Origin of the sequence: Chlorobium sp. (assembly GCF_049593655.1) — a bacterium.
Taxonomy (GTDB): Bacteria; Bacteroidota; Chlorobiia; order Chlorobiales; family Chlorobiaceae; genus Chlorobium.
Genome location: NZ_JBAWHG010000048.1, coordinates 100,150 through 121,619, shown reverse-complemented (window position 1 = coordinate 121,619; position 21,470 = coordinate 100,150). Strand labels below are relative to the sequence as shown.

Genomic DNA, 21,470 nt, shown 5'->3' with positions numbered 1-21,470 from the left:
CATCAGGGACGGCCAGGTGTTCTATACAACCCTTTACCTTGCCGGCAGCATCGCCGGCGGATTTCTTGCGCTCTACACTGGAATGGCAACCGCTAAACTCTGGTCATGATGCAACTGCGCGCCGGCGAAAGGCTCCGCATCTATACGGGCGAACAGGCGAAGCTTGCCCATCGCCCCCTTTACGAGGCAATCGTGCATGAAGCCATGCAGCAGGGTATGGCGGGAGCTACGGTGTTCAAAGGCGTCCTTTCCTATGGCCATGACCAGAAGCTGCATACCGCCAAGCTCATTGAGTTCGGCGTAAACCTGCCCATGGTGGTCGAGCTTGTCGATACCCCGGAAAAGATCGAAAGCTTCGTGCCGGTTGTGGAATCGATGCTCAGTGAGTCAGGAGCGCAAGCGCTGGTGACGCGTGAGGAGACAGCTGTTGCCTTTATTCCGTGAGGATACCGCCGTAAGAGAGGGCAATAAAAAAGGGAAGCCGGTTAAGCCGCCCTTTTTTTGTGTCAGTTGCGCCTTGCCGTTTACTGGTGCGCGGCGACGAGGGCGTTGTAGTTCGCCTTGACGGTTTTTTCCAGATCTTCGTCCGAGTGTACGTAACTGGTGAACATGGCTTCGAACTGCGACGGGGCGAGGTAGATGCCCTGGTCGAGCATGGAGTGGAAGTACTTGCCGTATTTGGCGACATCGGCGGTGATGGCGCTCTTGTAGTCCACAACAGGCGTTTCGGTAAAGAAGAGGCAGGCCATGGAGCCTACGCGATTCTGCACGTAGTTCAGGCCGAGCTTCTGCATGTTCTCCCTGAAGCCGGCTTCGAGGAATGCCGCCTTCCGTTCGAGTTCCGGATAGGGATCCTCCTCCATGAGAATTTTCAGGGTTTCCAGACCTGCGGTCAGTGCGAGCGGGTTGCCCGAAAGAGTGCCGGCCTGATAGACTGAGCCAAGCGGAGCAACGTTTTCCATGATTTTGCGCTTGCCGCCGAATGCGCCGACAGGGAGGCCTCCGCCGATGATCTTGCCCATCGTGGTGAGGTCGGGGGTGACGCCGTAAAGCTGCTGCGCGCCGCCGAGAGCCACTCTGAATCCGCACATGACTTCGTCGAAAATCAGCACGATGCCTTCCTGATCGCACAGTTCGCGCAGGGCGACGAGGAACTCCTTTTTTGCCGGAATGACACCGGTGTTGCCGGCAACAGGCTCGATGATGATGGCGGCGATGTCGCCCTTGTTCTCGTTGACCAGCAGTTTGACCGATTCGATATCGTTATAGGTGGCGTTCAGGGTGTCCGCGGCAGTGCCTTTGGTGACGCCGGGGCTGTCCGGGGAGCCGAGGGTCAGTACGCCCGAGCCCGCCTTGATGAGGAAGCTGTCGCCGTGGCCGTGGTAGCAGCCTTCGAATTTGATGATTTTGTCACGGCCGGTGTAACCGCGGGCAAGCCGCACGGCCGACATGGTTGCCTCGGTGCCGCTGTTCACCATGCGCACCATTTCGATGGATGGTACGATTCTGGAGAGCAGCTCGGCAATTTCGATTTCCATTTCGATCGGCGTGCCGAAGCTGCTGCCGATGTTCCTCAGAGTGTACTCGATGGCTGCGGTTACGCGTGGCTGCATGCTTCCAAGAATGAACGGGCCCCATGACCCGACATAATCCAGGTAGGTGTTGCCGTCAACATCGGTCATGTAGGCGCCTTCACCCTTGGCCATGTAGATCGGGGTTCCGCCAACGGATTTGAACGCACGGACCGGGGAGTTGACGCCGCCGGGAATGAACTTCTTTGCAAGCTCAAAGAGCTCTGCAGATTTGGTTAGCTGAGGCATGTCGAGCAGTTCGGTTTTGAAATTAGATTAGACAAGGTAATGAGAAACGGGATTATACCGCTATCGGAACCTGTGTAGATTTACTTGAGGCGCCGTCCAGGAAAAATATCCCCCAAGATATAAATCATCCCGCAGATATAAAAACCCGTGGAGCCCAAAGGGGTTATTTCGAGAGCATTTGTGCGACAACGGCAAGGTTTCTCTTTCGCGGCGCATGTTCAAGATGGAGGGAGCAGTACTCCTCGATCAGGCTGCCGAGCATCGCCGTTTCGGCTTCGCCGGCTCTCAAGGCATCGAGGTCCGAAAGTCGGGCTGTGCCAATGTCGCAGAGCAGGCGGTATGCTTCGGGGGAGATCGTGCGCTGTACGGCACTGCGGCGCAGGGCTGCGTCGGGCAGGGCAATGCCGCCGGGATTCATCACGAAGAGCAGTTCGCAAAGTCTCATGGACTCCACGGCAGGAGCTACCTCCTGGCCACTGAACACACAACGCAAAAGGGAGGGCTCGAATCCCAGTATGGAAACCTGGTGAAGCAGGAACCAGACAACCAGAAGATCGAACCGGTTTACAGCTCGGTAAAGCGCTTCGAGCGTTCCCTCCAGAAGTTCGAAAAGAGGCAGGTTTTTCTCCTCGCCGTCAACCGCGTTGCTTACCAGATCCACAATGCGGTACATGGCCGCGAACCTTTCCATGTCAGGCTCGGAGGTGAGCGGGCTGTGCACCAGACTTCCTTCGCTTACCAGTTGTATCTCGCGGCTCGGTTTTCTGTAGAGCACGATATCGAGCACGCTGCCGGGGCTGAATTTCCCCGACAGGCGGCTTTTCGGGTTGCGCGCCCCCTTGAGAATTACCGTAATCTTGCCGAACTCCCTGGTGAAGAGCGTACATATCTTCGACTGGTCGCGGTACTTGATCTCTCTGAGTACCACGGCGCGGGTTTTGACGATCACGGCGGGAACTTTTTTATTTTTGGAAATATAGTTATATACGAAAGCTTTCGCTCTCCGGAGCGGAAATTCCCATTACAGGCATGCGATGCAGCAGCTGTGTACGGAACGCACAACGTCCGTTCATGGTTAAACTGTAGAAAACGATAACGTATAACGTGCAAGCGAAATCTCTGCAAATTGCCGCGGGCGTTTTGAGTCCGGCGGAGGGTTTGGAGAGGTTCCGGTAAATCAAGGAGGAATGAAATAATGCCAACATATCAGTACCGTTGTTCAAGCTGCGGAAACGAACTCGAAGTATTCCAGAAGATGACCGACGACGCGCTCACAAAATGCCCCAAATGCGAGAAAGAGGCTCTGGAACGGGTGATCAGCGCATCGGGAGGTTTTGTGCTCAAGGGCTCCGGTTTTTACGGCACCGACTACTGCGGGAGCAAGGGTGCTCCCCCAACCCCGTCAGCGCCTTCCGGCGGCTGTTCCTCCGGTACCTGTCCTTTCGCCAAATAAGCGCTGCTTGGTAAAGGTCTGATTATTATTCGAAGCCTTCCCGCAGAACGGGGAGGCTTTTTTGTTTGGTCCGGTTAAAACGGTTTTTCCCGTTCTCTCCAGACGAACTTTCTCAGATTGATTTTACTGTTTCCCCGGTAGGAGTCGGGGTACTGCTTTCCTTCGACATTTTCGGTCACCTTCACCCGGTCGAGTTTTCCGTCGATGAAAAACATCCGGATCACCTTTCCGCTTGAATAGTTGATGCCCGAGGGCTCGTTCTTTTCGTTGTAGAGGTGGAAAAGGCTTTCGGCCTGACCGGTAACGGTCACGCCGGAGATTTTTGCGTTGTCGTTCATGGTGATCACCATTTTCGCGCCGCTCATCTGGTTGTAGAGCACGGGGTTTGTCGAAAGCGTATCCCTTGCCGCCAGCAGTGCATTCCGGTGCGCCTGGACCTCATCGATTGTCTGCTTTTTTTTCGCTCCGCCGCTCTCTTTCACATGCACCATAATGATGTCGCCGCTGAGCTGCTCGTTTTTTCCCCAGGCGATGGCATCATCGTAGAGCCAGAGCCGGTTGTTCTTTTTTTCGATCACGGCTTTGCTTGCTTTGGCCATCAGGCTGCCGTCGAGCATTCTTCCCCGGACGTTGCCCGTCAGTTCAGCTTGCTCCGTGTCGGGGTAGTAGACACCGTTTTCGGCATAAACCTCGACCTCGTTGTCTGTTATGACGATGTTGCCCGAGAGCGTGATCTTCTTTTCCGCTTCATAGTCGGTGGCGCGGTCGCAGGTCAGTGTTACGGTGCCGTGCTGAAAACGCACATTCCCGATCACCGAACGGAAGGGCTGCGGCGTGCCGCCGGTGGCGGTTTCGCCACCTTCGATGGTATCGGCGTTCAGGAGAATAATTTTCTTTTGTTCCGCCTGCAGTGTATTATGAACCGGGACCGGGACGGATGCCGCCATAAAAAGCAGCAGAAAAGCGGTGAGCAGCGGTAGTGAAGAAACTTTTCTCATTGAATCATTTGTTTTTCCTGGAGCCTGTACCGCAATCGAAAACAGCAGTCCGGCAATGCAAGCAGGTGTCTTGAAACTCTGAAATCTGTACGGGTGTTTGCGAACAGATCTTTATCCTAATGTAACAAAGCTTTGTTTTTACTGTGAAAAAATTACTATTGGCCGCCGGCGGCAAGCCCGGAGCGCTTTTACTTGCCCCCCTATATAATGCGCTGAAAAAAAACGGAACCTTCAGACCTCTTGCTGTTTTTGCCTCCTCGAAAACCGAGGAGCCTCTCAGCCGGGAGCTTTCGACCTGTTTTGGCATCGGCGATGCGTGTGGCACGGTTACCCTTGGCGACGAATCTCCGGTTCAGCAGCTTGCCTCGGTTATAACCGGCATGGAAAGCGTTATCGCCCGGGAGCAGCCGGTGCTCGTGATGGTGTGCGGAAGCGACAATGCCGCTCTCGGGGCCGCACTCGCCGCAACGAAGTCAGGTATACCGGTTGCCGTTGCCGATGCGGGACTCCGTTCTCACGACCGTTCCGATGCCGACGAAATCAACCGTATTCTTATCGATTCCATAGCCGATCTGCACTTCATAAGCGAGCACAGCGGCGAGTACAACCTGATCAACGAAGGTGTTGCCGATGAAAAGGTCTTTTTTTCCGGTAACCTTTCCATCGACACGCTTGTCGCCCTGATGGAGCAGGCCGAACGGGCAAACCTTGCCGCGGAACTGGGTCTCCAGCCGAAAAAGTATGCGCTCGTGCTCCTCAACCCTGCCGGAACCATTGCCGCCCGGGAGCCTCTTGAAATGATCCTCAGGCTGCTGAAGAAAATGTCGGGACTGACCACCGTTCTTGTGCCTCTGGCCGCCGGGCTTGAGGAACTCATGAAACAGCACAAGCTGGACAAGGCGTTCAGCAGGGTGGAGGGGCTCGTGATGATTGCGCATCCCGGCCATGCCGGTCTGCTGGCGCTTTTGAGGGACTCGGTACTGCTCATCACCGATTCCGAAGAGCTGCAGGCGGAATCGACAGTCATGAACGTGCCCTGTCTCACCATGATGGACAACACCGCGCGTCCCGCCACCATCGAAATCGGCACCAATGTGCTTGTCGGGATAGACGAGGAGGATATCATGAGCCGTATTGAGGATATCCTGCATGCAGGAGAGCACGCAGACAGTTCCCGGCGCAACAAGATTCCGGAAAAATGGGACGGCGCGGCCGCCACTCGTATCGTCGAGGTGCTCGGCCGGGTTCTTTAGGGGCAGGATAAAGGATTGCTGACTGCCTGATGTGTTTTTGACCTTGATGTTATCGTGCAATAACTTGTATGTCCATTCGACCGCAGACAATCGCCGAGCGCCGATTTGCGGAAGTTCGTGACGCGTTGCGCGGGCTTGGTGCCCGTGATGTGTTCGACTACATTTACCGCAACAATCTATGGGCAAGCGATGAGTCCTTTTCAGGGGTAGGCTCCCAGCTCGATGCTACGTCGGAGCTTCGCAGGAAGCTGCCCTCGCTGCTTCGGGAACTCGATATTGCAACGCTGCTCGATATCCCGTGCGGCGACTTTTTCTGGCTCAGCAGTATCGGGTACCCCTTCAAACACTATATCGGCGGCGACATCGTGCCTGCCGTGATCGAACGTAACCGCAGCCTGTTCCGTGAGTCTTTCCCGCATGCGGAATTCCGCGTGCTCGATCTCACCCGAGACCCTCTTCCCGCCGGTGACGCGCTGCTCTGCCGAGACTGTCTGGTACATCTGCCCTATACTGACATTATGGACGTGTTCCGCAATGTCGCACGAAGTCCTGTCCGGTATGTCGTGATGACGACTTTCACCGGGAGCTGGAGGATCAATGCCGATATCGAGATCGGTAACTGGAGGCCCCTGAATTTCCAGCAACCTCCTTTTTCCCTTCCCGAACCGGATCATCTGCTGCTTGAAGGGTGCAGCGAGGAAGGCGGAGCCTATGCCGACAAGGCTCTTGGCGTGTGGCCGATCGAGTGTTTCAGATAGTGCGTGGCCGTGGGGCTATTCCTCATCTAGCCTCAGCGAGTTTTCCCGGCAAACTCCTCCAGCGCAGCGCCGACCTGATCCACCTGTGTTGCAAGGTCTCCGGTCATGCCGGAACGGCAGCTTCGTTCCACGCTTTCCGCCGCCTGCCGCAGGCGTTCGATCCCCAGCATGGCCGAACTGCCTTTGAGCTTGTGGGCCTGCTGGCGCAGGCTCTCGAGATCGTTATCGGCAAGAGCCTTGCTCATGCGTGCGGGGGTATCGGCGAATTCCTGGAGAAACATTTTTATGAGATTCTCCGTCTCTTCCGGCGTAAATTCATAGAAGGTGGAAATTGCCGCCGAAGGGGTATGCGTTTCTTTTGTGGTTTCAGGTGGTGCTGCAGACCTGGACGCAAGGAGCTTGCCGATCGAGGCGAGCAGCAGATTCGGGTTGTCTGTCTTGAGGCGAAATGCATCCATTCCCGCCGCTCTTGCGGCAGCTTCCTCTTCCGCCGCACCGCTGAGGCCGACGACAGGCAATCTGGCCAGGTACGGATCGGTACTTGCCCGGATTCTTTTTGTCAGTTCGAGGCCGTCCATGCCCGGCATCCGGATGTCGGTTATCAGCAGATCGATCTGTCGTTTCTGCAGGATAGTCCAGCTCTCCTCTCCATTTCCAGACACCGTTACCAGCAGCCCCGCATCCGTCAGGCTCAGTGCAAGCAGGTTCCGGTTCAGGGCGGAATCGTCGACAAGCAGCACTCTTTTTCCGTCGAGTTTACCGCTCAGGGGCTTTCCGGATGGAACGGCATACAGTGTCGCCCGCAGTGCGTTGATCAATTCGGCCTGGCTGCACGGCTTGGATATCAGCGCCTGCATTCCTGCTTTTTCGGTCTTGGCCTGGGCGATATAGGCAGGTTCGGCGCTGTGCGCGATCACCGGAGTTGCGCAAGCTGCGACGCCCGCTTCTCCGCGTCGCATTCTTTCGACCGCTTCGTAGCCGTTCATCAGGGGCATGTTCAGGTCCATGATGATGAGATCATAACGGTTTCCGGCAGCAAGGGCCAGCGCCTCCCTGCCATTTGCGGCTTCGTGGATGTCGACATGCAGCGGGAGCAGATACTTTCTGACCGTCATGCGATAGATGGCTTCGTCGTCGACAAGCAAAAGCCTTTTTCCCTGAAAATCGGGCAATGCATCGGCGATCGTGCGGGCATTGTACTCATCCAGCGTGCCACTCTCCACAGACGGGAAAAGCAGGGTGAACTCCGTGTATTTCCCGTGTACGGAATCGCAGCGGATGTTTCCGCCGAAAGCCTTCATTACCCGCTTGCAGTATGCCAGACCGAGCCCGGTGCCGTTGCTTTTTCCTTTGGTGTGAAAACTTTCGAAGATGTGCGGAAGATCATCTTTTGAAATTCCCGGTCCGGTATCGCGAAAAAAGAGATAGTTGAACTGCGCCTCCTTTTTCAGACGAACCGTGATTTCGCTCTCGGGATGGCTTTTGAGATAGAAGAGCGCATTCTTCAGCAGGTTGAAAAGGACAAAAACAAAAAGCGTTTCATTGATACGGAAGATAAAGGTTTCGCCGGTATCCAGATGAACGCGTTTCCGTTCATGTTCCGATTCATAGCCATACTCGTCGAGCGCCTTGCGGATGACCCTTTCTGCGGAAAGATAGGCGAAACTCTCCGGATCGACAGGTTTTTCGCGGATTTCACCGAGAACCATGTCGACCACCTGGATCCCGCGTTTTACGGCCATCTGGCCGTGCGCCACCTTGTCGTAGAGCGTGTCGAGCTCCTCCTTTTTCAGCTGCTCGGCGCGCTGTTCCTGGTGAAAGATCGGTAGCTGGTTCTGGATGCTGTTCAGACAGTGGCGGATTTGACCGAGAGGGTTGCGCATCTCATGCGCGATGCTGCCTGCCAGAGATTGCAGAACACGGTTTCTCTCCTGGGCCATTTCCCCCTGTTTTATGGTGAAGCCCGACAACAACCCAAGCAGAATAGCCATGGGCAGGGGAAGCAGGTATTCAATGATTTCAGTGGTTATTGCCAGGTGGGTTCCGGTGGAGAGAAAAAAACCGGCATAGGCGATTGCAATACCGCTTGCAAGCAGAAACGTCAGAAGAAAATAGTTCGGGATAAAGATGATAAAAACCAGCAGCATCATGGTTTCGCATATCAGCCACATGCCCGAAAAGTTGTTCATCAGCGTCAAATAGGTAAAGACTACCGGCAGCGTGAGGGTCAGCCACAGATACCAGTAGAGGTTCACCCAGGGCTTCAGGCGGACGGGGTAGCGCTTGGCGAAAAACAGAGGAATAAAGGCGATCGCGGAGGAGAACCGCAAGGCGGGAGATTCAAAAGGTTGCGGCAGGATTGCCGTCCATATCAGATAGTAAAGAGGGTGAGCCCAGAAGCCGACATATCGGGACATCTCGATGGTGAACTCGTTGCGGTCGTAATCCTTGCGCAGAAAATCCACTCCTTTTTTCAGGAGAGACGATGTCGGGGTATGTCGGGAGGTCATGAGTGTTATTTTCCCTTCAGAATACAGAAGCGGTAATGGTCGTAAATATCCTCCTGAATATCCAGTACGGCTCCGGAATCGATATTCTGCTCCAGGGCGAGGTGGTATTTTTCTGCAAGCGCTCCGATATCGTTGTACCCATTGACGAACGGTTCTCCCATTTTGCGCATGTTTCTCATAAAGTCTTCAGCAGCTTTCACGCCCGTGCCGTCCTCGACAAGATCCTCCGAAACATAGTCGAACCAGAAACAGGAATCCTGTGTCATCATCCTTGTGATTGAGGTGAGGATGAAATCGATCTCCTCAGGCCGGAAATACATCGACCCGCCCTCCCAGATGAAAAACGTCGGCAGTTCATGATCGAAATCCTCCGTTTGCCGCAGCGCATCGTCTATCGGCCGGAGCGTAAGGTCGATGTCGATGTTGCGTATGGTGTTTTTTTTGCTGTAATCGAAAATCCTTTTTCTTTCGTTCAGCATGATCGGCAGGTCGAGTTCGTAAATGGTCGCGTTCTCGACATTCAGTCGCCAGAACCTGCTGTCGTAGCCGGCACCGATATTGACGACATTGCATGCCGGTTTCTCCTGTGCAAATTGTATGATGGCAGCATCGAGATGGAGCGTTCTGGCGGTCACCATGTTTTGCAGATACGGAGTGTCCATGCTGAATCGCCTTGCAAGGGTAATGCCCTGTTTGCCGGCAAGCATGAAGGCGTACGGGTCGTCAAAGCGCCGTTCCTCGACGGGTTTTTCCTGTTCCATGGCACGCAGCCCGACAATGAGCTTCGCTGTTGTTTTCGTTTTGTGTTCGTAGAGTACATTGATTTTTTCCACATCGAAGGCGTTTCTTTTCATGCCGTTGATGTCCTGTGCCCAGTAGGTGAAATCAGCCTGGGCAACGAGCTTCTCCCCGTTGTACATCATTATCGGAACGGTGGTTATGACTCTTTTGCTCTCCGCATATCTTTTTGCCAGCATTTCCCACTTGCTCTTGTCTATCGATGCTTTGCAGGTAAGATTGTGGCAGCTGGGTGCAAACCACTGAATGGCTGCTTTTGCTCCCCACATATAGGCGGCGTTGTCATCGGTAGACGGGACAAAACCGATAATCGGGATCATATGGAACAGTGACGCCAGGGCGATGCCTCCGGTGTAATCGGCGGCAAGCAGCATCAGGGCTGCCTGATGGGTGATATACTGATTGGAAGAGTTGGGGTTGAGCGGGAGCACTGTTTCCGTATAGCCACGTTCAACGGCCGTGATTTTCCAGTCGATAAAGTCGAGTACGGGAACGGATTCATGAAAGGAATCCGTAAGAGCTGCAAGATTGAAGCGCTCTTTGCGATCCTGTTCCCATGCATCGATCGAATGCAGAAGGAACGAGGTATTAAAGTAAAGACTCATGGTTTATCGGTACTTATTTGAATCGGGGTGCGTTGAAATGGCCTGACATTTTGTACCCATACTTCGGTCAGGCGGGAATCTTCGCCGTCCCTGCAAGGCCGGGGATTCCATTCTGATGCTGAGGTATTCGGGGACAGTGAAAAATCATGGGTCGATGTAACCCCTGCACTTCTCAGCTGTTTTTGATACTCAAGCCGAAAAAAACAGAAACAGCGGGAGAGGGTTACGACGACGGTTGTCAACTAATAAAAGGTAACGATCTTTTTTGAAAAGAATGGTGAGTATCCTGTTAAAAAAAGGTCATTTGAGAGGGCTTTAAAATACGGCGTCATGTGAAGGTGCGGGGAATAGACAGATCGGTGCCGGTTGTGGATGCTGCTGCAATGAACGGTTTTTTTGAATGTTTTACGCTGCAGCTGAAATGCCTGGAACCAGGTAAAGGCATTTCAGGTTGGAAAAACGGAAGGGAAGGAGATTGCCCATGGAGTCCCTTCATTCCGGATTGCGGACATAAATCTTTTCATCATGAACCCTATACTGCGAAGCGCGAGCGCCCTGATGCTCGTAACTGCCACGGGGGCTTTTTTCGGCAGCGCAATGGCTGCCGATACGCCTTCGGCCGCCCGCGGCAAAAAACTCTTCAACGACCCCGCTTTGGGCGGTTCGACCAATTCAATGAGCTGTAACGGCTGTCACCCTTCGGGAAAGGGTCTTGAGTATGCATGGAAGAATCCGAAGCTCGCCGAAACCATCAACATTTGCATTACAGGGCAGTTGAAGGGAAAGGCTTTGCCTCTGGATTCGATGGAGATGCGGTCGCTCGTTCTCTATGTCAGGTCGCTGAAGTCGCCTGTTTCCGGTTACTGACATTGGCCTGAGCACCCGTAAAGCGGCGCTGTTTCCCGTTCATTTCCTGTCCGGTATTTCGCTCAGTCTCCGAAGACGAGAACATCGGGTATCTCATACCGCTCGTCGTCCCCAAGGCTGATGGTGTTGAGATCGCCCTTTTTCGTGTAGGTTACCGGATCGGGCGCATCGGAGGCTGCAGGTATGCCCTTCACGAAAAGGATCTTCCGTTTCATGCCGCCCGCGAAACGGGTCTCTACGGTGGCGGTTCCGTCGGTTCCCCTGCGGATGACGAAAGCCTCGCAGGAAACAGCCTTAGGGTCGAAGGGATGGCGTGCGACGATTGTGGCCGAGGCGTGGAACGGTGTGCCGGAAATGAGCGCATCCTCCTTTGCGGAAAGGGCCGCAAGGGGTTTGCCTGTCACCCCGATTTTCAGCGTAAAGCTGCCCGATTCGTTGCGTCGCGCCGCTGCGCGCATCAGATAGACGCGGACGGTGTAGCTGCCGTCGTCGGGAAGCATGCCCCTGAAGCTGTTTCCGGAAGTACTTCCGACGAACATCGACTGCTCGCTCTCCGGCGGGTTGACGTTGAAGCAGTTCTGCGGATTGGTTGTCGTTATGGTTACGGCAAGCGTCTGGCCTGCTTTCGCCTCCAGCCGGTAATCGATGTACTGATAGCCCTTCAGTTTTCCCCTGATGATCGTCGATGCGGCGTTTCCGGCAAACCGTACCTGTTCGGTGCGTTTGTCCTGCGATGCCGCACCGGCTCCTGGCGTCGGCAGGATGCTGATGCATGCCAGTGCCGTTATGGCAACAATTGTTTTCATGTCGAATCACTCACGTTTGTTTGTTGTGACAGCCTTCGGACGGAAATGCGCTGCAGCCGTGGCCTATGCCCGATGATAAGATGCACCGCCCCAGCGGGCGGGTTTCTCAGCGGTATTCGGCAATCATTTTTTCGAAAGCCTCCTCCCGGAACTCCTGAGACCGGAGAGGGGTGTTGCCGATGCCGAGCAGGTCTTCATATACCGGACGTCCTTCCTCGCGGAAAATGACGCCGAGAGGCAGTTTTTCGGTTTCGACGGCTTTCGCGAAGGCCTGCATGCGGTCGGCAGGGTCGTAATCTCCCGGAAGGTAGTAGGTGTTTTCCCGGAACCACTGGTAGGTGTTGAGCCTGTTGAACACCACGCAGGGCTGGAACACATCCACCACGGCAAATCCCCTGAAGGATATTGCCTGCTTGATGATCTCTTTGGTCTCCTCTTCATCCCCGGCACTTGCTCTGGCGACGAACGGCGCGTTCAGCGCCAGCGAGACCGCCAGAGGATTGAAGGGTTCGAGCATGACGCCGTCTATCTGCACGGGTGTTTTCATGCCCGGCAGGGAGGTGGGTGATGCCTGCCCCTTGGTGAGTCCGTAAATCATGTTGTCGTGCACGATCAGTGTCATGTCGCAGTTACGGCGTATGGCGTGCAGAAAGTGGTTGCCCCCCTCTCCGTACATGCACCCGTCTCCGGATTCGGCGATGACCGTCAGATTCCGGTTCGAAAGCCTTATGCCGAGAGCCGCAGGAAGTGAGCGGCCGTGCAGGCCGTTGAACATGTTCGTATTGAGGTACTGCGGTGTTTTGGCTCCCTGTCCGATGCCCGATACGACGACCAGATTGCGGCGGTCGATGCCCAGCTCGATGAGCGCACCCTTGAGTGCATCGAGCAGTTTGTAGTTGCCGCATCCAGGGCACCAGCCCATCTCTTTATTGGGCATGTCGAACGGGTTCGGCTTCGCTGGCGACGGGGTTTTCATCTCAAATCTCCCTGAGTGCTTCGACGACCTCTTCAACCGAAAACGGTTCGCCGGTCCATTTAAGAATTCTGTGTGCCGTGCTTACGGCGAGCTCCCGATGCAGAAGATCGGCGAACTGTCCTGATGCGTTGTTTTCGAGCACGGTGACGATTTTGCCTTTCAGAAGGGCAGCGACAGAGGGATTGATGGGATAGAGCTGGGAAAAGTGCAGCCCGGCCAGATCGGCGCGCTGCAGCGTGTCGAGCGATTCCTCCAGCACGCCCCGGTTCGATCCCCAGGCTACAACGATGTTCGGCGCATCCGCCGATCCTCCGACCAGTTCCGGCATCAGGGATTCCTCCGCGAGGGTGTTTATGCGCCGGAGCCTTTTTTCAACCATGCGGCGGCGGGTTTCGAAGTTTTCGGTGAGATGTCCCGTTTCGTCGTGTTCATGGGAATCGCACTTTACGATTCCCTTTCCGTAGCCGGGCACGCCTCTCGGAGAAAGTCCGTCAGGGGTAAAGCGGTAACGCATGTACTCTTCGTCCGTTTCGACGATATGGCGTTCGATGGGTTCTTTTCTGACGGCGGATTCCGGCACCGTGCCTGCCGAGTCGAGGAAAAACTGGTCGGTAAGCACGAATACCGTCAACTGGTAGCGATCGGCGAGCTGAAAGGCTCGCTGGGTCAGCAGTATCGCTTCGGCAAAGGTGCCTGGCGCCAGGATCACCCTGGGGAATTCGCCGTGTCCGGCATGGAGCACCAGGCTGAGATCGCCCTGCTCCGTGCGGGTGGGCATGCCGGTTGCCGGACCCGGTCGCTGACCGAGGTGCACCACAAGCGGCACCTCGGTCATGCCGGCAAGACTTATTCCTTCCTCCATGAGCGCAAATCCACCCCCGGAGGTGGTCACGATCGCCCGCGCTCCGGCGTATGAGGCTCCAAGTGCCGTGTTGATGGCGGCTATTTCGTCCTCGGCCTGATCCACTACAATGCTGAACTCGTGGGATCTCTGGGCCAGAAAGGTCAGCACTCCGGTGCCGGGAGACATGGGGTAGGAGGAGATGAAGGTGCATCCGGCGGCAACGGCGCCGATTCCCACGGCGGCGGTGCCGTCGAGAAGCAACTCCTTTGGCCGGTTTTTTTCCGGTTCAACGGCGATTTCGACCTCGATCTCTTCGCGCAAAGCGGTCTCACGTCCGAAAGCGTATCCGAGCCGGGCGGCTTCGATATTGTCGGCAACGACCGATTCACCCTTGTCGGCAAAAATTTCGCGAAGATAGTTATCGAGCCCGCCCTGAGGGATACCCAGAAGACCGAGTGCCACGGCGACGGCCGCGGTACTGGAATAGATCGGGTTACCGGCCTGTCTGGCAAACGCGGTGATTGGCGTGTCCACCAGGTGACCCGGATCGGCGCTCTCTACCTGGTTTTTATCGGCAAACACCATGGTCGTCGGTGCGATCCGTGTTTTCAGGTGTTCGATCGCATCGGCGTTGAGTGCAAAAAGAAAATCGATCCGGTTAACATAGGCATGCCTTTTCTTGCCGGTGATGCGCACCTGGGTCGAGTTGCTGCCTCCCCTGACGCGGGACATGAATTCAGTGCAGGCAAACACATGGCAACGGCTCCGCTTGAGCACATTCACCAGAGTCAATGCTATGGTCTGGATCCCCTGACCGGCACCGCCTCCGAAAACAATCGAAATATCGCTTGAGTAGTGCCGCATGCTTCTGATCGTTCGATTGCACCCCCCGGCATATCCGGGGGGCAATTGAAAAAAGAACAGAAATCCAGTCCGATCCGTTCATTTTTTCGCGACCCGGCAATCGACCCTCCGGTTCTTCTGCCGTCCCTCCTCGGTTGCGTTGTCCGCAACAGGGTGCTGGTCCCCGTAGCCCTCGGCGGCCAGTCTGGCCTTGTCGATGCCGAGTTTCACGATCTCTGCCATGACGGCTTCCGCCCGCTCCTGTGACAACTTCAGGTTGGCCTGCGGGTTACCCGCATTGTCCGTATAGCCGCCGAATTTCAGCGTGACCGCAGGGAATGCCTTGAGGATTTCGTTGATGTTGTTGATCTGTTCCTGCGATTCCGGCTTCAGCGTCGCCTTGCCGGTATCGAACACAAGGCGGTCGAACGAGAACCAGGTCTCCTTGTCTGCCGGTTTTGTCGCATCCTCGATGAAGGCGATCAGCTTCCGTTCTATCCCGAACTCCGGAATGTTGAGCTTTACTCCGTTCGGCAATTCGTATTCGGCGAAGGCGCCGAGCGCATTTGCAGAGTCAGGTGCTGCGACTGCAGCGGTATCCGGAGCTGCCGCCGTGGTATCGGGGACAGCAATGGCTGCAGGAGGAGGCGTTTCCTTCACAGGCGTTTGATTACAGGTTTTCAGGAGCAGCAGGATTGCCGCTATCCCGAGCAGGAACGGCCAGAGTCCTTTGAGGAACGCAGGGATGTTCCCGGGAATGCCGATCGGCGCCGATGGCGGCAAACCGCCAAGCTGTGAGAGGCTTGCCAGTCCGAGAACGTTTGACAGAGCTGCAGGTGCGGCGCTCTGAACAAAATCTTTCTGGGAATCCAGCAGTTTCACCACGCCTGCGGAATCGAGATTTTCGTCTGCAGTCTGCTTGCCGAGTATTCCCATGATGAGCGGCGCAAGCATGGCGAGCATGGACGACGAAGATCCTTTCGCCAGGCCGGTCGCCGATGAAACAACCGTTTCCAGATTGCCGAGTTTGCTGCCGAACAGAAACGACAGCAGATCACTGCCAGTCTTGAGCAGATCGTCGGTGCCGCTTTTTCCGGCAAGCATGCCGCTGAAGCGCTTCAGGAAATCACCGGTGTACCCGCCGCTGTTGATACGGCTGAAAATGTCCTGCGCACCGTCATGAGCCGACGCCCTGCTCATGAGACCGGCTATTACCGACGCAGCAGCGGGGCCGATGCTGCCTGTGACGCTGGAACTGCTTTCGCCTAAAAAGGCTGCTATTTTTCCGGCGTTTTCACCGGACAGCTCTTTGGTGACGATATCCAAAAGATTCACTGCCATAGCGGTTTCCTCCTGTTGAAGTTTTTTTTGTAAACGATAAGACAGGAAATGATGACGGCGTACTGATCACGGCCTCACGATACGGCAGGAAAGCCGATTGCTGCAGGCGCGATATGTTTCTGACGAGCGAAGTACAACAGGCATGCTCATGACGACGGGAGCCCTGCCGGTGTTGTCCGGCTCGGGGGATATCTGCTACAGTAAATATAATGTAGCCCGATTTTTTGATTTCCGGTAATGTCAGGTTGGCAAAAAAGGGGCGTTTTTCGATCGGGGCGGCTTCTGGCGGTACAATCCCGAAGGATTCCGGCATTGTTTTCATGCATGCAAAATGTGTATTTTATGCTGTCGCGGCAATCATGTTACAAACTGGAAAAAAACAGCGGCTTGACAGGAGCAGAGAACACCCCCGCATTCAGGATAACCGGCCACCCATGGGTGATAGCCGGTTCATTGTACGGCTTGCGCCAGTCATCACTGGCGGTTCCTCTGCTGATAGAAGAGGACATCGCTCTGGAACGGGTGATGAGGGCAGGTCACGGACTTTCCGCTCTTCTGCCGGATGACTCCATTGTGCGCCATCCCCTGAAACCGGCGTCGATTCATGCGGATTCCGAGGCTGCCGCCGACACCCTGCTCTACTGGATGATGCGTCTGCAGCAGGCAGCAGGAGTTCCTATGCTTGAGCAGGGAAAGATCATTGCAAGGCATGCCGCAACCCGTACCCTCGTGGTCGCCGTTCCTGCGGTTTTACGAATGCATACAGTAACCGGACAGGTTTTGTCCTGGCTGATCGAGATGTTCAACTCGGCAGGCTCCGACAGGGCGCTCAGCGCAGCGCTCAGGGGATTGCCGGACCGTATAAAGCTCCTTGCAAAGACGGTTCCCGGCCGTTCGAACACTCCCCGGTTTTTAAAAGCGGCCTTTGCAATGGGGTTACCCTGCCGTGAAGTAGCCGGAGAGGTCTATCAGTTCGGTTACGGTTCCAGGGCGCGATTGCTCGACAGTACCTTCACCGACAAGACCCCGCAGATCGCCGCCCACTTTGCCCGCAACAAGCTGCTGGCCTCGGATGTATTGCGTGGGGCGGGAATTCCTGTGCCGGCGCACAGACTGGTTCCGGACGTCGCCATGGCCCTGAAGGTGGCAGACGATCTTGGTTTTCCTGTTGTGGTCAAGCCGTCGGATCTCGACGGCGGGGTGGCCGTTTTTGCCGGATTGACTTCTCCCGATGAAGTCAGACGGGCATTTTCCGCCGCTCAGCGGAAATCGAAAAATATTCTGGTGGAGAAGCATGTTGAGGGAAGGGACTATCGGCTGACGGTGTTTCAGGGCGAACTGGTCTGGGCGATAGAGCGGATTCCTGGAGGCGTGACGGGCGACGGATCGAGTACCGTTGCGGCTCTGATAGAGCGCCTCAACAGCGATCCCCGACGGGGGGAGGGCCCTCACGCGCCGCTCAAGCGGATTATACCGGATGAAGAGTCGTCCTTGCTGCTTTCGAGAGCGGGTTTGGGGATGGAGAGCGTGCCCGGCACAGGAGTGTTCGTGCGACTCAGAAGAGCCGCCAACGTAGCATGCGGAGGCATGCCCTGTTCCGTTTTTGAGCAGGTGCACCCGGACAACGCCCTTCTTGCGGTTCGTGCCGCTGCCGCATTGCGGCTCGACTTGGCAGGCGTCGATCTGCTGATTCCCGATATAAGCCGATCCTGGCTTGAAACCGGAGCCGTTGTCTGCGAAGTGAACGGGCAGCCGAATTTAGGCGAAACAACGGCTCCGCATCTCTATGCCGAGCTTCTCAGGAAACTGGTTCAGGGTTCCGGCCGGGTTCCCGCTGTTGTTGTTGTCGGCGCTTCTCCGGAATGGGATATCGGCGAAGCAGTTGCCGGACGCCTGGATGATGCGGGTTTCAGAACGGGAAGAGCTGATTCCGGAGGCGTTATCATCGGAGGGCATTGCGTCACGGCAGGGACTCCCGATTCCTACACAGCAGGAATGATACTGACAGGGGATAACAACGTCGATGCTGTGGTTCTCTGCATAACCGATACCGCTGTTCTGCGCAGAGGCCTGCCGTTTGACCGATACGACATGCTTGTTTTCGCCGGTTCGCATATTACCCTGACCGGGGAGGAACAGCGGATTCCCCGGGAACGGCTTCTGCGTGACTTTTTCGCCGCGCTTTCCCCCTGTTGCGACGGCAGGGTTATTGTCGTTACCGGATCCGGCCTGGATAGTCCGGAACTGTTCGGGAAACTGCCTGAAGCGGTGCGCAACGAACCGGTCGAAAAAAGTCGGGCCGCCGAAACCATTGCCGCAGCATTGATGCATGCCGACTCGAGACATCGCTCCGGGGAGGCTCTCCAGACCTGACGGGGGCCGTGATTTTTTTGCCAGCACAGCCGCAGCGGTGAACGACCGCTGAACAAACCGATAAATTCTTCGAAATATGAATTATACAATCGAAAAGGCGATTCCCGATGATTACGCCATGATTCTGGATGTCATGAAGCCCTGGAACATGCACCATGTTCCCTCTGTAGAGATGGAGGATCTTGACATTTCATGTTTTTTTGTGGCCCGGATGTCCGGCAAGCTTGCCGGTGCGGCGGGCTACAGGCTTCTGTCGGCGACCGAGGGAAAGACAACGCTTCTGGGCATAAGGCCGGAGTTTTCAGGCATGGGCATCGGCCGGGCATTGCAGAATGCCCGACTTGAGGAGATGTTCGGTGCCGGCGTCAGGAGGGTCGTTACGAACGCAGACAGACAGGAAACCATACTCTGGTACAAAAAGCATTACGGTTACCGCCAGATAGGAACCTTGAAGAAACTATGCGATTTCAGTCTTTCCGATGTCGATCACTGGACGACGCTCGAGATGGATCTCATGGAGTACATGCGTTCGAGAGGGGGGCATGAAGAGTACCGCAAATCATATATGGCTCTGAACGACGCCCATCCGCTTTCGCCCTACCCTCCGCTGATCATCAATGCCTGCCTGACCGGAATGGTGCCGACGAAATTCAGCAATCCGCATGTGCCGGTGCATCCTGACGAGATTATAGCGGATGCCATCCGGGTGTTCGATGCCGGTGCAAGGGTTGTCCATCTGCATGCAAGAGACGCAGCGGGCGAACCCACTCCCGATGCGAAGCTGTACGAAAAAATTATTTCAGCCGTCAGAAAAGAACGTCCGGGGATGGTTTGCTGTGTGACGACATCGGGCAGAAACTGGCGGGAGTTCGAGCAGCGGGCGGAGGTTCTCTATCTGAGTGGCGATGCCAAGCCGGATATGGCGAGCCTGACGCTCGGCTCCCTGAATTTTTTCACCGGCCCCAGCGTCAATTCGATTGAAATTGTCGAACGGCTGGCCATGGCCATGCAGGAACAGGATATCAAGCCGGAAATAGAGGTGTTCGATGCGGGAATGATCAATCTCGCGAAATATCTCGAGCGCAACCGCCTGATTTCGGGAAGGAAATATTTCAATCTGCTTCTCGGCAATATCAACACCATGCCGGCGACCATTGCAAATCTTGCCGCGATGGTACAGGCTCTTCCGGATAATGCAATCTGGGCAGGAGCCGGCCTCGGCCAGTTCCAGCTCCCCATGAACGCCGCAGCAATTGTTGCCGGGGGCCATGTGCGGGTGGGTATAGAGGATTCCATCTATTACGATTACGCCAAGGAGGTTCCGGCTTCCAACGAAAGCCTTGTCCGGAGGGTCGTCCGCATTGCCGATGAGCTGCAGCGGCCCGTAGCAACGGTCGCGCAGACGCGGCAGATGATGGGCCTGTAGGTTCAGGCCTTTTCCGGTTACGTTCCATGTTATAAAACAGGGAGGATGATATGGCTGCCGAGTTTCAGGTTATCGGAAAGAATCCTCGGGCGCTTTTCACGCTCAAGCTGCACCGGGGTGAGGGTATGCTGCTGCTTGGCATGAACTGGAAGACCGCTGCTCCCCCCAGGGATTTTTCAGGATTTGCCATTGAGTACAGGGAGCCGGGAGGGGACAGGTTCTTTGCGTTGAAAAACCGGATAGCCTTTTCCGATGAGCACGGCTCGGTCACTTCCGCAACGCTTTCAAGCAGGCTTTCGCCGTTCCAGAAATTCCGCTGGGTGCATTTTCCCCGGAATGCGGAGATGCCCGGAGAGTTCGTTTACCGGGTTACTCCGGTATTCATGAACGACAATGGTGAACTCAGTTACGGAGAGGCGCAGGAGGCATCGATCGAATTACGGCGTGAAACCTTTCCGGGCCTGCTCAATGTGGCCTTCACCCGGGGATTTGTCTCTTCACAGGCATTCGTCGACCGGTACGGGGCGGATACGCTCCCGACGCTTCTTCCCGAAAATGCCGATGAGGGACTGCGTTTCAGACCGACCCATGCAGAAGCGCAGGAGGCTCTGGCGTGGATGGGGTTCGAGGCGCGCAAAGCCATTCTCGGTGTACTTGACGAGGCGGTTGCCGATCCGGATGCGCAGGTTCGCGTCGTAGCCTACGATCTGTGCGAGCCGGAAGTCGTCTCCCGGCTGAAAAAGCTGAAAGGGCGTCTGAAAATCATCATTGACGACAGCGACCACCACGGCATGGCGGATTCTGCGGAGTCCGCAGCGGAAGCGCTTCTCGGGAAGTCCGCCGGCAAGGCAAACGTGAAAAGGCACCACATGAACAACCTCCAGCATAACAAAACCATCGTGGTGGACGGGCCTCTGGTGCAGGCAGTCGTATGCGGGTCAACCAATTTTACCTGGAGGGGTTTTTTCGTCCAGGCCAATAATGCGGTGGTTCTGAGGGGCAGCGGTGCAGTCGGGCCGTTTCTGGGAGCTTTCGACAACTACTGGAGGTACGATTCCGTCAAGGAGTTCGGCAAAACCGAGTCGTCAGAATGGATGGACCTCGGCCTTGAGGGTATCGATGCCAGAGTGGCTTTTTCGCCGCACGACAAGAAACGGAATGCGCTGCTGAAAACGATTGCCGAGGACATCGGAACAACGACATCGAGCCTGTTGTACTCCCTGGCGTTTCTCTACCAGACGCCCGGAGCGGTTCATGATGCCATTGCCGGAGTTACCCTGCGTCCGGATACCTTTGTATACGGTATGTCCGATAAAAAAGTCAAGGGTCGTCTTTCGGGGATCGATCTTCAGCTGCCGGACGGGAAGGTCGCTCCGGTAAGGCCCTCCGCGCTTACCCGGAATGTTCCCGAGCCTTTCAGGTCCGAACCGACAGGTCTTTCCGGTGGAGTCGGCAACCGCATGCATCATAAATTTCTCGTGATCGATTTTGACAAACCTTCGGCAAGGGTCTATCTCGGTTCCTATAATTTTTCGGAGCCTGCCGACACCAGGAACGGGGAAAACCTTTTGCTTATCCGCGATCGCCGGATAGCGGTATCCTATGTCGTAGAAGCTATAAGGCTTTTCGACCATTACCATTTCCGGGTATGCCAGGAGGAGGCAAAGAGGGAGAAACGCCAGCTCAACCTCAAACGGCCCCCGCGGGCACAGGGAGAAGAGCCATGGTGGGCTGAAGACTACCGCGACGGACGCAAAATCCGCGATCGCGAACTGTTTGCCTGAACCCTGATTTCCCTT

The 21,470-nt window shown here is 55.7% G+C and carries 18 protein-coding genes; 8 read left to right on the top strand and 10 right to left on the bottom strand.

Translation table 11 applies throughout. The features are described from left to right. The first annotated feature begins 105 nt into the window (after positions 1-105). Positions 106-444, top strand: coding sequence for a DUF190 domain-containing protein (locus tag WBP50_RS08570; RefSeq protein ID WP_423933431.1), 339 nt, complete (start codon positions 106-108; stop codon positions 442-444). A gap of 80 nt (positions 445-524) precedes the next feature. Here WBP50_RS08570 and hemL read toward each other — a convergent pair whose 3' ends face one another. Further along, positions 525-1,820 carry a glutamate-1-semialdehyde 2,1-aminomutase gene (hemL, locus tag WBP50_RS08565; RefSeq protein WP_423933428.1) on the bottom strand — a complete coding sequence of 432 codons (1,296 nt, stop codon included), beginning with the start codon at positions 1,818-1,820 and terminating at the stop codon, positions 525-527. A 163-nt stretch (positions 1,821-1,983) separates the two neighbouring features. Further along, positions 1,984-2,769, bottom strand: coding sequence for a DNA repair protein RecO (gene recO / locus WBP50_RS08560; protein WP_423933426.1), 786 nt, complete (start codon positions 2,767-2,769; stop codon positions 1,984-1,986). Positions 2,770-3,015: 246 nt separating this feature from the next. On the opposite strand from recO, the gene WBP50_RS08555 reads away from it, so the two are divergent. Further along, positions 3,016-3,273 carry an FmdB family zinc ribbon protein gene (locus WBP50_RS08555; RefSeq protein WP_423933424.1) on the top strand — a complete coding sequence of 86 codons (258 nt, stop codon included), beginning with the start codon at positions 3,016-3,018 and terminating at the stop codon, positions 3,271-3,273. A gap of 74 nt (positions 3,274-3,347) precedes the next feature. On the opposite strand, the gene WBP50_RS08550 is transcribed toward WBP50_RS08555, so the two are convergent. Further along, the gene (locus WBP50_RS08550; RefSeq protein ID WP_423933422.1) at positions 3,348-4,271 is read right to left on the bottom strand and encodes an LptA/OstA family protein; all 924 of its coding nucleotides are present in this window, start codon (positions 4,269-4,271) and stop codon (positions 3,348-3,350) included. Positions 4,272-4,414: 143 nt separating this feature from the next. On the opposite strand from WBP50_RS08550, the gene WBP50_RS08545 reads away from it, so the two are divergent. Both WBP50_RS08545 and WBP50_RS08540 read left to right on the top strand, forming a co-directional pair. Continuing rightward, positions 4,415-5,524: a UDP-N-acetyl glucosamine 2-epimerase gene (locus WBP50_RS08545; RefSeq protein WP_423933419.1), complete on the top strand. Its 1,110-nt coding sequence runs from the start codon at positions 4,415-4,417 to the stop codon at positions 5,522-5,524. Positions 5,525-5,592: 68 nt separating this feature from the next. Then, positions 5,593-6,282, top strand: coding sequence for a class I SAM-dependent methyltransferase (locus WBP50_RS08540; RefSeq protein ID WP_423933416.1), 690 nt, complete (start codon positions 5,593-5,595; stop codon positions 6,280-6,282). 32 nt (positions 6,283-6,314) lie between these two features. On the opposite strand, the gene WBP50_RS08535 is transcribed toward WBP50_RS08540, so the two are convergent. Together WBP50_RS08535 and WBP50_RS08530 are read right to left on the bottom strand one after the other, a co-directional pair. After that, a complete protein-coding gene (locus WBP50_RS08535; protein ID WP_423933413.1) occupies positions 6,315-8,792 on the bottom strand; it encodes an ATP-binding response regulator in 2,478 nt (825 codons plus the stop codon). Between the two features lie 5 nt (positions 8,793-8,797). Further along, the gene (locus WBP50_RS08530; RefSeq protein WP_423933410.1) at positions 8,798-10,195 is read right to left on the bottom strand and encodes an SAM-dependent methyltransferase; all 1,398 of its coding nucleotides are present in this window, start codon (positions 10,193-10,195) and stop codon (positions 8,798-8,800) included. Between the two features lie 525 nt (positions 10,196-10,720). Here WBP50_RS08530 and WBP50_RS08525 point away from each other — a divergent pair. Continuing rightward, a complete protein-coding gene (locus WBP50_RS08525) occupies positions 10,721-11,062 on the top strand; it encodes a c-type cytochrome (protein WP_423933408.1) in 342 nt (113 codons plus the stop codon). A gap of 62 nt (positions 11,063-11,124) precedes the next feature. Here WBP50_RS08525 and WBP50_RS08520 read toward each other — a convergent pair whose 3' ends face one another. From WBP50_RS08520 to WBP50_RS08500, 5 genes are all read right to left on the bottom strand, one after another. Beyond that, positions 11,125-11,868: a hypothetical protein gene (locus tag WBP50_RS08520; protein WP_423933405.1), complete on the bottom strand. Its 744-nt coding sequence runs from the start codon at positions 11,866-11,868 to the stop codon at positions 11,125-11,127. Between the two features lie 106 nt (positions 11,869-11,974). After that, the gene (locus WBP50_RS08515) at positions 11,975-12,844 is read right to left on the bottom strand and encodes a thiamine pyrophosphate-dependent enzyme (RefSeq protein ID WP_423933403.1); all 870 of its coding nucleotides are present in this window, start codon (positions 12,842-12,844) and stop codon (positions 11,975-11,977) included. Between the two features lies 1 nt (position 12,845). Next, positions 12,846-14,552, bottom strand: a complete 1,707-nt coding sequence (locus tag WBP50_RS08510) for a 2-oxoacid:acceptor oxidoreductase subunit alpha (RefSeq protein ID WP_423933402.1) — start codon at positions 14,550-14,552, stop codon at positions 12,846-12,848. 78 nt (positions 14,553-14,630) lie between these two features. Next, the gene (locus WBP50_RS08505) at positions 14,631-15,872 is read right to left on the bottom strand and encodes a DUF937 domain-containing protein (protein ID WP_423933399.1); all 1,242 of its coding nucleotides are present in this window, start codon (positions 15,870-15,872) and stop codon (positions 14,631-14,633) included. Further along, a complete protein-coding gene (locus WBP50_RS08500; protein WP_423933396.1) occupies positions 15,826-16,194 on the bottom strand; it encodes a hypothetical protein in 369 nt (122 codons plus the stop codon). The genes WBP50_RS08505 and WBP50_RS08500 overlap by 47 nt, the downstream gene beginning before the upstream one ends. Positions 16,195-16,259: 65 nt before the next feature. Here WBP50_RS08500 and WBP50_RS08495 point away from each other — a divergent pair, with 65 nt between their 5' ends. From WBP50_RS08495 to WBP50_RS08485, 3 genes are all read left to right on the top strand, one after another. After that, positions 16,260-18,245: a hypothetical protein gene (locus tag WBP50_RS08495; protein ID WP_423933393.1), complete on the top strand. Its 1,986-nt coding sequence runs from the start codon at positions 16,260-16,262 to the stop codon at positions 18,243-18,245. 76 nt (positions 18,246-18,321) lie between these two features. Then, positions 18,322-19,671: a GNAT family N-acetyltransferase gene (locus WBP50_RS08490; RefSeq protein ID WP_423933391.1), complete on the top strand. Its 1,350-nt coding sequence runs from the start codon at positions 18,322-18,324 to the stop codon at positions 19,669-19,671. A 50-nt stretch (positions 19,672-19,721) separates the two neighbouring features. Beyond that, positions 19,722-21,455 (top strand): phospholipase D-like domain-containing protein, encoded by a 1,734-nt coding sequence (locus WBP50_RS08485; RefSeq protein WP_423933388.1) that lies wholly within the window; start codon positions 19,722-19,724, stop codon positions 21,453-21,455. The last annotated feature ends 15 nt before the right edge of the window (positions 21,456-21,470 follow it).

Coding starts and splice junctions, on each gene's coding strand:
- WBP50_RS08570 (WP_423933431.1), top strand. CDS start 106: ATGATGCAACTGCGCGCCGGCGAAAGGCTCCGCATCTATACGGGCGAA.
- hemL (WP_423933428.1), bottom strand. CDS start 1,820: ATGCCTCAGCTAACCAAATCTGCAGAGCTCTTTGAGCTTGCAAAGAAG.
- WBP50_RS08555 (WP_423933424.1), top strand. CDS start 3,016: ATGCCAACATATCAGTACCGTTGTTCAAGCTGCGGAAACGAACTCGAA.
- WBP50_RS08550 (WP_423933422.1), bottom strand. CDS start 4,271: ATGAGAAAAGTTTCTTCACTACCGCTGCTCACCGCTTTTCTGCTGCTT.
- WBP50_RS08540 (WP_423933416.1), top strand. CDS start 5,593: ATGTCCATTCGACCGCAGACAATCGCCGAGCGCCGATTTGCGGAAGTT.
- WBP50_RS08535 (WP_423933413.1), bottom strand. CDS start 8,792: ATGACCTCCCGACATACCCCGACATCGTCTCTCCTGAAAAAAGGAGTG.
- WBP50_RS08530 (WP_423933410.1), bottom strand. CDS start 10,195: ATGAGTCTTTACTTTAATACCTCGTTCCTTCTGCATTCGATCGATGCA.
- WBP50_RS08525 (WP_423933408.1), top strand. CDS start 10,721: ATGAACCCTATACTGCGAAGCGCGAGCGCCCTGATGCTCGTAACTGCC.
- WBP50_RS08520 (WP_423933405.1), bottom strand. CDS start 11,868: ATGAAAACAATTGTTGCCATAACGGCACTGGCATGCATCAGCATCCTG.
- WBP50_RS08515 (WP_423933403.1), bottom strand. CDS start 12,844: ATGAAAACCCCGTCGCCAGCGAAGCCGAACCCGTTCGACATGCCCAAT.
- WBP50_RS08510 (WP_423933402.1), bottom strand. CDS start 14,552: ATGCGGCACTACTCAAGCGATATTTCGATTGTTTTCGGAGGCGGTGCC.
- WBP50_RS08505 (WP_423933399.1), bottom strand. CDS start 15,872: ATGGCAGTGAATCTTTTGGATATCGTCACCAAAGAGCTGTCCGGTGAA.
- WBP50_RS08500 (WP_423933396.1), bottom strand. CDS start 16,194: ATGAAAACAATGCCGGAATCCTTCGGGATTGTACCGCCAGAAGCCGCC.
- WBP50_RS08490 (WP_423933391.1), top strand. CDS start 18,322: ATGAATTATACAATCGAAAAGGCGATTCCCGATGATTACGCCATGATT.
- WBP50_RS08485 (WP_423933388.1), top strand. CDS start 19,722: ATGGCTGCCGAGTTTCAGGTTATCGGAAAGAATCCTCGGGCGCTTTTC.